We start from the raw sequence: 11,809 nt of genomic DNA, 5'->3' as shown, positions 1-11,809 counted from the left end.
GCGGGAGCCGGAACGCCCCGGTTAGCGTGACCGGATGAACGATCACCTCCATCTACTCGCCCCGGACGTGGCCTTCCGGCCCGCCGCGCTCACCGACGCGCCCTCCTTCGCCGCGACCCTCACCCGCAACCGCGCGTACATGCGCCGCTGGGAACCCGTACGCCCCGAGACCTTCTACACCGTCGAGGGCCAGGCCGCCCGGCTCACCGCGCTGCTGGCCGACCGGGACGCCGGGCGGGCCATGCCCTGGGTGCTCGCGGACGCCGACGACCGGGTGATCGGCGCCTTCACGCTCTCCGGCGTGGAGAAGGGCCCCTTCCGCAACGCCCGCCTCGGCTACTGGGTCGACGAGGGCCACACCGGACGCGGACTGGCCACCGCCGCCGTCCGCGCGGTCGGCGAGGCGGCCCGCGACCTGCTGGGCCTGCACCGCGTCGAGGCGGCCACCGTCACCGAGAACGCCGCGTCCCAACGGGTGCTCACCAAGGCCGGGTTCGAGCGGATCGGCACCGCACCCGGCTATCTGCACATCAACGCCCGCTGGCGCGACCACCACCTGTTCCAGCGGCTTCTCCACGACGACCCGCCGGCCGGCTGAGCGCCGCTGCTGCCGGAGCCTCACGCATATGCACATGGCCGTCCAGCGGATAGGCGGGCGGCAGTGCCGGGATCACCCGCGCCAGCGCGTACCCGCACTTCTCCGCCACCCGGCACGAGGCCTCGTTGTCCACCTGATGCAGCAACTCCAGCCGTTTCAGGCCCTGTTCGCCGAACGACGCGAACGCCCAGTCGGTCAGCGCCGCCAGCGCCCGTGGCGCCACGCCCCGGCCGCGCGCCGGTGCCGTTGTCCAATAGCCCACCTCTGCGCAGTCGTTCGCCGGATCCGGCCGCTTCAGCACGATGTTGCCGAGCGGTTCGCCGTCCCGCCCGCTCTCTGTCACGGCGAAGGCGAAGCGGGTGCCCGCCGCCCACTCCGTACGCCGGGTCTCCAGCCAGCGGGTTGCCCCCTCCGCTCCGGAGACCTGGGTGTCCAGCCAGCGCCGCATCGCCGGATCGTCGTACGCGCGCAGCAGCGCCGGCAGATCCTCCTCGCGCCACCGGCGCAGCCGCAACCCTTCGGAGCCGATCACGGTGCTCCCGTCGTACGGGTCCATACGTACCTCCCCCTCGTACCCCATGGCTGTCACGGTACGGGGGCGGCGGCAGGGGTTCCGGCCGGGCCTCGACAGGAGCACTCTGGGGAGGGTCGTTCCACCGGGTGACCCAAGGCGGTGAGCGTGAGCATGGCAGCGGGCAGGGGTGCGCGGATGTGGCGGTTCGACGCGGGCCGGATCTGTCTCGACCTGGTGGCCACGGAACGTGCGGGCGGGGTGCCCGGGACCTGCGAACAGCTCGACGGGACCGCGCACCTGGCCCAGTGGCTGACCGCCGCCCGGCTCGTCCCGCCGGGCACCGAACTGACGGCACTGGACGACACCTGGGTGGTCCGCTTCCACGAACTGCGCTCCTCCGTCAGTCGCCTGATGATCGCTCAGCTCGGCGGCCCCGAGGCCGACGGAGCGCTGGAGCGGCTCAACTCCCTGGCGGCCGGGGCGCCTCCGGGCCCCCGCGCGGTGCGCGGAGCCGACGGCGGCCTGGTGCGGGCCCTGAGCACCGCGCCCGACTGCGCGGGGCTCCTCGCGGTCGTCGCCCGGGACGCGGTGGACCTGCTCACCGACCCGGTCGCGCGGGCGGCCCTGCGCCGCTGCCAGGGCGAGGCCTGCCACCGGCTCTACCTGGACACCTCGCGCGGCGGGCGGCGGCGCTGGTGCTCCGGCGAGGTCTGCGGCAACCGGGAGCGGGTCGCCCGGCACCGGCGCAGGACCCTGGGCGCACCCGACGCGTGCGGTCCGGAGAAAGAAATTCCGCCCGGCGTTGAATGAACCGGCCCCTGCCCCCGTATCGATGGTCGAAGAGCTCGTTTCAGAGGTCTCGACCGGGAGGTTCGGGTGCGCAAGGATGCGGCCGTGGCCGATGACCGTCCGCACAGGGCACGACATCGCAGTGAGCCGCCCCCGTCCCCCTCCGGGATACCGGACGAGGAACTGATGCGGGCGCTGTACCGCGAACATGCCGGGCCGCTGCTCGCGTACGTGCTCCGACTCGTCGCGGGCGACCGCCAGCGGGCCGAGGACGTGGTGCAGGAGACGCTCATCCGTGCCTGGAAGAACGCCGGCCGGCTCAACCGGGCCACCGGCTCCGTCCGACCCTGGCTGGTGACGGTCGCCCGGCGCATCGTCATCGACAACCACCGCAGCCGGCAGGCCCGGCCGCGCGAGGTGGATCCGTCGCCGCTGGAGGTCATTCCCGCGGAGGACGAGATCGACAAGGCGCTGTGGCTGATGACGCTCTCGGACGCGCTCGAAGATTTGACCCCCGCGCACCGGGAAGCATTGGTCGAGACCTACTTCAAGGGACGTACGGTCAATGAGGCCGCCGAAGTGCTCGGCGTCCCCAGCGGGACCGTGCGGTCCCGGGTGTTCTACGCACTCCGTTCGATGAAGCTCGCACTCGAAGAGAGGGGGATCACGGCATGAGCGACCAGCAGTGGCAGCCGTTCGGGCCCCGGCCTCCCGGCCCCCGCACGCCGTCCGGTCCCTCGAGTCCCCCGTATACCGCGGGTCCTGCACACCCCTCAGGGCCCGCGCACCTCCCCGGCTCCGGCCACGGCACGGGCCCCGCACGCCCCGGCGGCCCCGGTGGTCCCTCAGGCCCCGGTGGCCCCTCCGGTCCTGGCGGTCCCTCCGGTCCTGGTGGCCCCGGTGGTCCCTCCGGCCGGGGCGAGCCGTTCGGGGTGCCTCCCGAAGGGCCCGAGCACGACGCGGCCGCCGCGTACGTCCTCGGCATCCTCGACGACGCGCAGGCGAGCGCCTTCGAGGCGCACCTCGCGGGCTGCGCCCGGTGCGCCGCGCATCTCGACGAGTTCGCCGCGATGGAGCCCATGCTCGCGATGCTCTCCGAGTCGCCCGCCGCCGTGCCCGGGGCCCGTCCCGTGCCGCACGTGCCGGAGCGGCCCGCGCCCCGGCTGCTCGGCGGGCTGATGGACGAGGTCGCGCACAAGCGGCACCGCCGCACCCGGCGCAGCCGGTATCTGGTCGCCGCGGCCGCCGCCCTGATCATCGGCGGCCCGGTCGCCGCCTTCGCGGTCACCGCGGGCGACGACCGCGGCGGCGGCTCGGTGGCCGCGAACGACCCGCATCCCACCAGCCCGGCCGAGGACGCCTTCTTCGAGCACATGACGGAGAAGGTCTCCGCGACCGACCCCACCACCCGGGTCGGCGCGACCGTCGGCATGGAGGAGAAGGCCTGGGGCACCCACACGGTCCTGGAGCTGAAGAACGTCAAGGGACCGCAGAAGTGCAATCTGGTCGCCGTCTCCAAGACCGGTGAGGAGGAGGTCGTCACCTCCTGGTCCGTCCCGCAGTGGGGGTACGGCATCGAGGGCGCCACGAACCCGACGGCGAAGGCCCCGCTGTACGTGCACGGCGGCGCGGCGATGGACCGGAAGGACATCGACCGCTTCGAGGTGCGGACCTTCGACGGGGAGCGGCTGGTGGAGATCGGGGCCTGAACCGCGCCCCACCGCGCTCCCCTGCGCCCCACCCGGTACGACGCGCGATCGGGATCCGGGCGGCAGGTGCGCTCGGGCCCCCGTTCGCATAGGGTTGACGGCTGCCCAGTGCTGTGACGAAGGGGGCCTCGGTGGCCGCGCAGGATGCCGCTGTCGAATCGCTGCGGGACCGGGAAATCGGTGTCGAGCAGGAGCATCTCGACCGTGTTTATCACCGCCTCGAAGAGAAGATCGACGAGGCGGAATTCCTTATGAACGACGCCGTGAAGCGCGGCCAGGTCGGTACCCCCGGCGCGCTCGCGGAGCGGGACGCCCAGGTGTTCCGGGCGGGGATCCACCTCAATCGGCTGAACAGCGAGTTCGAGGACTTCCTGTTCGGGCGGATCGATCTGCTGCTCGGCAAGGACGGGGAGCGCGGCCCGGACGGCGCGTACACCTCCGTCGAACCGGCCGACGACACCGTCCGGGAGGACGCCACCGCCGATATCGCCGAAACGCTCCACATCGGCCGGATCGGGGTCCTGGACTCCGACTACGCCCCGCTGGTCATCGACTGGCGGGCCCCGGCCGCCGCCCCGTTCTACCGCTCGACCCCGAAGGAGCCCGGCCGCGTCGTACGCCGCCGGGTCATCCGCTCCAAGGGCCGCAAGGTCCTCGGGGTCGAGGACGACCTGATGCGCCCGGAGCTGACGGCGTTCCTGGACGGCGAGAAGCTGCCGGTGATCGGGGACGGCGCGCTGATGGCGGCGCTCGGCCAGGCCCGCAGCCACACCATGCGGGACATCGTCTCCTCCATCCAGGCCGAACAGGACCTGGTCATCCGGGCCCCCGCCGCCTCCGTCACCGAGGTCACCGGCGGCCCCGGCACCGGCAAGACCGCGGTCGCCCTGCACCGGGCGGCGTATCTGCTCTACCAGGACCGGCGGCGGTACGCGGGCGGCATCCTGGTCGTCTCGCCCACCCCGCTCCTGGTCGCGTACACCGAAGGGGTGCTGCCCTCGCTCGGCGAGGAGGGCCAGGTCGCGATCCGCGCGGTCGGCTCGCTGTCCGACGACGCGGCGGGCCTCCAGGGCGCGACGACGTACGACGAACCGGCCGTGGCCCGGATCAAGGGCTCCTCCCGGATGCTCCACGTGCTGCGCAAGGCCGCCCGGGGCGCGCTGGAACAGGGCCGGCCCGCGGCACCACGTGAGGAGCACGGCCAGCTCTCCTTCGGCGACGAGCCGGAACAGGGCGGTGCCGCGACGCCCCCCGACCGGCTGCGTGTCGTCGCCTTCGGGGCCCGGGTGGAGCTGGAGGCCGACGAGCTCCGGCGTATCCGGCACAACGCCCTGGGCGGCACCGCCCCGGTCAACCTGCTGCGCCCGCGCGCCCGCAAGCTGCTGCTGGACGCCCTGTGGAACAGGTCCTCCGGACGCGGCCGGTACACCGACCCCCAGCTGGTGGCGGAGCTGCGCTCGTCGTTCGACGAGGACGTCTCCACCGAGACCCCGTTCCTGGAGTTCCTCGACGCCTGGTGGCCCGAACTGACGCCGCGCCGGGTGCTGGCCGCGATGGCCGACGAACGGCGTCTGGGCCGCTGGTCCCGGCGCATCCTCAACCAGGGCGAGGTGCGCCGGCTGGCCCGCTCCCTGAAGCGTCTGGACGCGGACGGCAACGGTCCGCTCTCCGTCCACGACGTGGCGCTCCTGGACGAGCTCCAGGCGCTGCTGGGCACCCCGAACCGGCCGAAGCGCCGGCGTGAGGCGGACCCGCTGGACCAGCTCTCGGGTCTGGAGGAGCTGATGCCGCAGCGCGAGGAGACCCAGTGGGAGCGGGCCGAGCGGCTCGCGGCGGAGCGCACCGAATACGCCCACGTCATCGTCGACGAGGCGCAGGACCTCACCCCGATGCAGTGGCGCATGGTCGGCCGCCGGGGCCGGCACGCCACCTGGACGATCGTCGGCGACCCGGCCCAGTCCTCCTGGTCCGACCCGGACGAGGCGGGCGCCGCCCGGGACGAGGCGCTCGGCTCCCGGCCGCGCCGCCGCTTCACCCTCACCGTCAACTACCGCAACCCGGCGGAGATCGCGGAGCTGGCCGCGAAGGTGCTGGCGCTGGCGATGCCCGGCATGGAGTCCCCGGCGGCGGTCCGCTCGACCGGGGTGGTGCCCCGCTTCGAGCCGGTGCGCGACGAGGACCTGGCCGCCACGGTCCGCGAGGAGGCCGCCAGGCTGCTCGCGGAGGTGGACGGCACGGTCGGTGTGGTCGTGGCGATGAACCGGCGCGCCCAGGCCCGCGCATGGCTCGCGGAGCTGGGGGAGCGGGTCGTGGCGCTGGGCAGCCTGGAGGCCAAGGGGCTGGAGTACGACGCCACGGTGGTCGTCTCGCCCGCGGAGATCGCGGACGAGTCCCCGGCCGGTCTGCGGGTGCTGTACGTGGCGCTCACCCGGGCGACGCAGCAGCTCACGGTGGTCTCGGGGGAGCGGGATCTGCCGGACGAGGACGGGGTGCCGGACCTGCTGAGGGACTGACGTACAGCCGGTCGGGGAGGGTTCCGCGAGTCAACCTGTCGCACGGGAATCACTTCTCGGGGGTGTTTGTTACCTTGGTACTGGCACCGACTCGATCCAAGCCCCCGGGCCCAACCTTCGTCGCTTCGAGCGACCACTTGCCGCGAGGCGAGCATGGCGGGTCGGTGCCACCCAAGTGAAGAACCGGACAGACCCGCGTCACCTGCTGGTGGCGCGGGTCTGTTCTTGTTTCACGGGTCGCCCGGCCGGGTTCGGGTCCCCTTGGGGGTTCCGCCGAACGGGTAGTTTCTCGTATGGTGGAAACTACTTTCCGAAAGGCGGCAGTCATTACCGGCTACCAGTCGGTAGGTGCGACGATCGGGAAGCGTGACCGGAACGAGGGTTCCGGTTGCGCGGCAATGAAGCTAAGGAAAGCGAAGGACTCGGCCATGGCAACGGCGCCCAGCGTCTCGTACTCGATGACGGTCAGGCTGGAGGTGCCCGCGAGCGGCACCGCGGTCTCCCAGCTCACCACGGCCGTGGAGTCCTCCGGGGGCTCGGTCACCGGCCTCGACGTGACCGCTTCCGGCCACGAGAAGCTGCGGATCGACGTCACCATCGCCGCCACTTCCACCTCGCACGCGGACGAGATCGTCGAAGGTCTGCGCGACATCGAGGGCGTCGTGCTGGGTAAGGTCTCCGACCGTACGTTCCTCATGCACCTCGGCGGCAAGATCGAGATGGCGTCCAAGCACCCCATCCGCAACCGTGACGACCTGTCGATGATCTACACCCCCGGCGTCGCCCGGGTCTGCATGGCCATCGCCGAGAACCCCGAGGACGCGCGCCGCCTCACCATCAAGCGCAACTCCGTCGCAGTTGTGACGGACGGCTCCGCGGTGCTCGGCCTCGGCAACATCGGCCCGATGGCCGCGCTGCCCGTCATGGAGGGCAAGGCGGCCCTCTTCAAGCGCTTCGCGGGCATCGACGCCTGGCCGATCTGCCTGGACACCCAGGACACCGACGCCATCGTCGAGATCGTCAAGGCCATCGCCCCCGGCTTCGCGGGCATCAACCTGGAGGACATCTCCGCGCCGCGCTGCTTCGAGATCGAGGCCCGGCTGCGCGAGGCCCTCGACATCCCCGTCTTCCACGACGACCAGCACGGCACCGCGATCGTCGTCCTGGCCTCCCTCACCAACGCGCTGCGCGTGGTGGGCAAGGGCATCGGGGACGTACGGGTCGTCATGTCCGGTGCGGGAGCGGCCGGTACGGCCATCCTGAAGCTGCTCATCGCCGCGGGCGTCAAGCACGCCGTCGTCGCCGACATCCACGGTGTCGTGCACGCCGGACGCGAGGACCTGGTCGCCGCCGACCCGGACTCGCCGCTGCGCTGGATCGCCGACAACACCAACCCCGAGGGCGTCACCGGCACCCTCAAGCAGGCCGTCGTCGGCGCCGACGTCTTCATCGGCGTCTCCGCCCCGAACGTCCTGAACGGCGACGACGTCGCCGCGATGGCGGACGGTGCGATCGTGTTCGCGCTCGCGAACCCGGACCCCGAGGTCGACCCCGCGATCGCCCGTCAGACGGCCGCGGTCGTCGCCACCGGCCGCTCCGACTTCCCCAACCAGATCAACAACGTGCTGGTCTTCCCGGGTGTTTTCCGCGGTCTGCTGGACGCTCAGTCCCGCACCGTCAACACGGAGATGATGCTCGCCGCGGCCGGCGCGCTGGCCGATGTGGTCGCCGAGGACGAGATCAACGCGAACTACATCATCCCCTCGGTCTTCAACGACAAGGTGGCGGGCGCGGTCGCCGGAGCCGTCCGGGCCGCCGCGAAGGCCGCCGCCGGCCCCGGATCGGCCACCGCCACCTCCGTCTGACCCCACCGTTTCGGGGGCCCCGCAAGGGGTATCCGCGGGACACCCCGGGCCGCACCCGCCCGTGCCGTACGGCGCGTCGCGGGTCGCGGCGCCCCAAACGCCCCTTTAGGGTGGGCGGGCAGTGGGCCCTGCGGGGCCCGGCATCCGCTGCGGACCGCTCGGCCAAGTCGACGGAGCGTCACCACGAGCAAACCGTGGCGCTTTTCATCGACCCCGAAGGGTTCCGGATTGGCTTTCCCGCCGCTGGTGGGGGCAGGATGCGTAATCGGGCGAGAGGGTCTGACATCAGACCCGGGTCCGGGGACTGTCAGAGGGCCCTGGCAGCATCGGCTTCGATCTCACGCCTCACAGGCAAGAAGAACACGGGAGTAACAACATGAACCGCAGTGAGCTGGTGGCCGCCCTGGCCGACCGCGCCGAGGTGACTCGCAAGGACGCCGACGCCGTGCTGGCCGCGCTCGCCGAGACCGTCGGTGAGATTGTCGCCAAGGGCGACGAGAAGGTCACCATCCCCGGCTTCCTGACCTTCGAGCGCACCCACCGTGCCGCTCGCACCGCTCGCAACCCGCAGACCGGCGACCCGATCAACATCCCCGCCGGCTACAGCGTGAAGGTCTCCGCGGGCTCGAAGCTCAAGGAAGCCGCCAAGGGTAAGTAACCCTCAAAGGCGCAACAGAGGGCGGCCACCCCCGACCAGGGGTGGCCGCCCTCGCGCATGCCAGGGGCACATGCGCCCCGCTGGGGCGCCCGTACACCGGAGCAGCCCAGGAACGTCAGGGATGCATCCGCGCGCCCTTGAGGGCCTTGTCCACGGCGTTACGGGGCCCGTACACGAGCAGCCCCACCAGATCGAGCGCGTCCCGCCCCACCGCCCGTACCGCCGCCCGGTTGTCCCGGTCGTTCCCCGTACCGAACAGGTCCGAGGTGAACACGGCCGTCGTCAGGGACCTGGAGAGCGCCTTGGCGTGCGCCGCGGTCAGCGTCTCCTTCGATCCCTCGAAGACCAGCACCGGCTGCCGGATCATCGGCAGGTACGGGGTGGAGTCGGCGTCCTCGTAGGGCTCGCCGATCACTTCCGGCGCCGCCGTTCCCAGACCGCTGACCAGGAAGGCGGTCACATTCAGCCGTTGCCAGGACTCCAGGTCGTCGCGGAGCAGCACCGCGACCTTCGTGTCGAAGCGGACGGGTGCGCTCCCGGTCGTCGTGGTGTCGCTGCCGGTCTCGTGCGTGTTTCTCATGGTCCGAGACTCGCCGGTCGCCCCGGGCCGGGTCTTGTACGTTCTTAACGTGGTCGCACGGCAGGAGATCCAGGATGTCGCCGCCTGGCGTCCGGCGGTCCCGGGCGTCGTGGAGGTCTTCCACGCCCGCTTCACCGAGCACGCCTACCCCATGCACGTCCACGACGCCTGGACGCTCCTGATCGTCGACGACGGAGCCGTCCGCTACGACCTGGACCGCCACGAGCGCGGCACCCCGGACGGCACGGTGAGCCTGCTGCCGCCGCAGGTCCCGCACAACGGTTCGCCCGCGACCGCCGACGGCTTCCGCAAACGGGTGCTCTACCTGGACATGACGCAGCTCGACGCGGGCCTCATCGGCCCCGCCGTGGACACCCCCGACCCAGGGCGTGGCCGGCGGATCAGGACCGGGTCCGCGGCGCCTGGCACGGCACCTCGCGGCGTTGCCGAAACGCCCGAATCGCTCCGCGATGAGGACGTTCCAGCGCCTTGCGATGCACCGCACCAGACGCCGCGGCCTATCCGGTCCTGACCCGCCGGCCACGCCCTGCCGACCCGCTGCTGCGCACCCGCGTCGGCCGGCTCCACACGGCCCTGGCGGACCCGGACGGCGCCCTGGAGGCCGAGAGCCGCCTGGCGTTCATCGGGGAGCGGCTGAGGGGCCACCTGCGCCCCGCTCGGGCCCCCGCGGGCCCGCCGCTCGCCCCGGGCGTCGCCCGGGACCTGCGCGAGCTCCTGGACGAGCGGCTGGGCGAGGGCATCACCCTGGCGGAGGCCGCCCGGCTGGTCCACGCGCACCCCGCCCATCTCGTACGGGCGTTCAGCGCGGCGTACGCCATCGCACCGCACCAGTACCTGACGTCCCGCCGGGTCGACCGGGCCCGCCGCCTGCTGCTCGAAGGGGTGCCGCCCGGGGAGGCGGCGACCGCCGTGGGCTTCCACGACCAGTCCCACCTCACCCGGCACTTCAAGCGGATCGCGGGCACCACCCCGGGCCGGTTCGCCGGAACAGCACGGCGCCCCGGCCCCCTGTGAGGGGACCGGGGCACCGGGTACGCAGCGCTGTGTGCGGCAGCACTGTGCGGGCCGTCGCGGCACGCGGGTGGGTCAGACGAGCGAACCGCCCGGCAGCTCCACCTTCGCGCCGAGCTTCTCCAGCTTCTCCATGAAGTTCTCGTAACCGCGGTTGATCAGGTCGATGCCGTGCACCCGGGAGGTGCCCTGCGCCGCCAGCGCCGCGATCAGATACGAGAAGCCGCCCCGGAGGTCCGGGATGACCAGGTCCGCGCCCTGCAGCTTGGTCGGTCCGGAGACGACCGCCGAGTGCAGGAAGTTGCGCTGGCCGAAGCGGCAGTCGGAGCCGCCCAGGCACTCGCGGTACAGCTGGATGTGCGCACCCATCTGGTTGAGCGCGGAGGTGAAGCCGAGCCGCGACTCGTACACCGTCTCGTGGACGATCGACAGGCCGGCGGCCTGCGTCAGCGCCACGACCAGCGGCTGCTGCCAGTCGGTCTGGAAGCCGGGGTGCACGTCCGTCTCCAGCGCGATGGCGTTGAGCGCGCCGCCCGGGTGCCAGAAGCGGATGCCCTCGTCGTCGATCTCGAAGGCGCCGCCGACCCGGCGGAAGGTGTTCAGGAAGGTCATCATCGAGCGCTGCTGGGCGCCGCGCACATAGATGTTGCCCTCGGTCGCCAGCGCCGCCGACGCCCAGGAGGCCGCCTCCAGGCGGTCCGGGATCGCCCGGTGGGTGTACCCGTCGAGCTGGTCGACACCGGTGATCCGGATGGTCCGGTCGGTGTCCATGGAGATGATCGCGCCCATCTTCTGCAGTACGCAGATGAGGTCCTCGATCTCCGGCTCGACGGCCGCGTTGGACAGCTCGGTGACGCCCTCGGCGAGCACCGCGGTGAGCAGCACCTGCTCGGTGGAGCCCACCGAGGGGTACGGCAGCCGGATCTTGGTGCCGCGCAGTCGCTGCGGGGCCTCCAGATACTGGCCGTCGGCCCGCTTCTCGATGGTCGCGCCGAACTGGCGCAGCACCTCGAAGTGGAAGTCGATCGGCCGGCCGCCGATGTCGCAGCCGCCCAGGCCCGGGATGAAGGCGTGGCCGAGGCGGTGCAGCAGCGGGCCGCAGAAAAGGATCGGGATGCGCGACGAACCCGCGTGGGCGTCGATGTCGGCGACGTTCGCCGACTCGACGTGCGAGGGGTCGAGGATCAGTTCGCCCGGCTCGTCGCCGGGGCGGACGGTGACGCCGTGCAGCTGCAGCAGTCCCCGGACGACCCGTACGTCACGGATGTCGGGAACATTGCGGAGACGGCTGGGCCCGCTGCCGAGCAGCGCGGCGACCATTGCCTTCGGCACCAGGTTCTTGGCGCCTCGGACGCGGATCTCGCCCTCCAGCGGGGTGCCGCCGTGGACAAGCAGGACATCGTCTGTGCCGGTCATGTATCTCGCGTTCCGGAGTGGTCGGGCAGGGGGCCAACGAAAAGGGTAATGGCCTCCTACCCCCCTTCCGTAAGGCGAAGGGGGGTGTACGAACGTCATGAATCCGCCACAACACCCTCCGCGCATCCGATCTTG

Annotated in this window: 10 protein-coding genes and 2 pseudogenes; 9 read left to right on the top strand and 3 right to left on the bottom strand. The window is 72.0% G+C overall.

The features are described 5' to 3' along the window. Positions 1-34 precede the first annotated feature (34 nt). On the top strand, positions 35-598 hold the full coding sequence (locus ACIQPT_RS28300; RefSeq protein ID WP_401159833.1) for a GNAT family N-acetyltransferase: 564 nt from the start codon (positions 35-37) through the stop codon (positions 596-598). Here ACIQPT_RS28300 and ACIQPT_RS28295 read toward each other — a convergent pair. Further along, entirely contained in the window at positions 531-1,154 is a 624-nt protein-coding gene (locus ACIQPT_RS28295; RefSeq protein WP_401159831.1) for a GNAT family N-acetyltransferase, read from the bottom strand. The genes ACIQPT_RS28300 and ACIQPT_RS28295 overlap by 68 nt on opposite strands. 129 nt (positions 1,155-1,283) lie before the next feature. Between ACIQPT_RS28295 and ACIQPT_RS28290 the strand changes: the two genes are divergently transcribed. The 6 genes from ACIQPT_RS28290 (at position 1,284) to ACIQPT_RS28265 (ending at position 8,646) form a co-directional block, all read left to right on the top strand. Then, entirely contained in the window at positions 1,284-1,922 is a 639-nt protein-coding gene (locus ACIQPT_RS28290; protein ID WP_401159934.1) for a CGNR zinc finger domain-containing protein, read from the top strand. Positions 1,923-1,988: 66 nt separating this feature from the next. Further along, on the top strand, positions 1,989-2,576 hold the full coding sequence (locus tag ACIQPT_RS28285) for a sigma-70 family RNA polymerase sigma factor (RefSeq protein WP_063739458.1): 588 nt from the start codon (positions 1,989-1,991) through the stop codon (positions 2,574-2,576). After that, positions 2,573-3,610: an anti-sigma factor family protein gene (locus ACIQPT_RS28280; protein ID WP_401159828.1), complete on the top strand. Its 1,038-nt coding sequence runs from the start codon at positions 2,573-2,575 to the stop codon at positions 3,608-3,610. The genes ACIQPT_RS28285 and ACIQPT_RS28280 overlap by 4 nt, the downstream gene beginning before the upstream one ends. 131 nt (positions 3,611-3,741) lie before the next feature. Then, on the top strand, positions 3,742-6,123 hold the full coding sequence (locus tag ACIQPT_RS28275) for a HelD family protein (RefSeq protein WP_401159826.1): 2,382 nt from the start codon (positions 3,742-3,744) through the stop codon (positions 6,121-6,123). Positions 6,124-6,551: 428 nt separating this feature from the next. After that, positions 6,552-7,988, top strand: coding sequence for an NAD-dependent malic enzyme (locus tag ACIQPT_RS28270; protein WP_401159824.1), 1,437 nt, complete (start codon positions 6,552-6,554; stop codon positions 7,986-7,988). A gap of 376 nt (positions 7,989-8,364) precedes the next feature. Next, a complete protein-coding gene (locus ACIQPT_RS28265; protein WP_003968811.1) occupies positions 8,365-8,646 on the top strand; it encodes an HU family DNA-binding protein in 282 nt (93 codons plus the stop codon). A 115-nt stretch (positions 8,647-8,761) separates the two neighbouring features. Here the strand turns inward: ACIQPT_RS28265 and ACIQPT_RS28260 are convergent, their stop codons facing one another. Continuing rightward, complete coding sequence (locus ACIQPT_RS28260) at positions 8,762-9,226, bottom strand: DUF2000 family protein (protein WP_401159822.1); 465 nt, start codon at positions 9,224-9,226, stop codon at positions 8,762-8,764. Here ACIQPT_RS28260 and ACIQPT_RS28255 point away from each other — a divergent pair. Both ACIQPT_RS28255 and ACIQPT_RS28250 read left to right on the top strand, forming a co-directional pair. Further along, positions 9,225-9,608 (top strand): annotated as a pseudogene (locus tag ACIQPT_RS28255) (AraC family ligand binding domain-containing protein); the annotation flags it as partial. The gene ACIQPT_RS28260 and the pseudogene ACIQPT_RS28255 overlap by 2 nt on opposite strands. Positions 9,609-9,775: 167 nt before the next feature. Beyond that, a pseudogene (locus ACIQPT_RS28250) lies at positions 9,776-10,261 on the top strand (helix-turn-helix transcriptional regulator); the annotation flags it as partial. Between the two features lie 72 nt (positions 10,262-10,333). Here the strand turns inward: ACIQPT_RS28250 and murA are convergent. Beyond that, positions 10,334-11,674 carry a UDP-N-acetylglucosamine 1-carboxyvinyltransferase gene (gene murA, locus ACIQPT_RS28245; RefSeq protein WP_401159820.1) on the bottom strand — a complete coding sequence of 447 codons (1,341 nt, stop codon included), beginning with the start codon at positions 11,672-11,674 and terminating at the stop codon, positions 10,334-10,336. Between the last annotated feature and the right edge of the window lie 135 nt (positions 11,675-11,809).

The organism is Streptomyces sp. NPDC091289 (genome assembly GCF_044757365.1).
In the GTDB taxonomy this organism is placed as follows: Bacteria; Actinomycetota; Actinomycetes; order Streptomycetales; family Streptomycetaceae; genus Streptomyces.
Note: the sequence above shows the minus strand (reverse complement) of the source record. Positions and strands in the feature narration are given on the sequence as shown.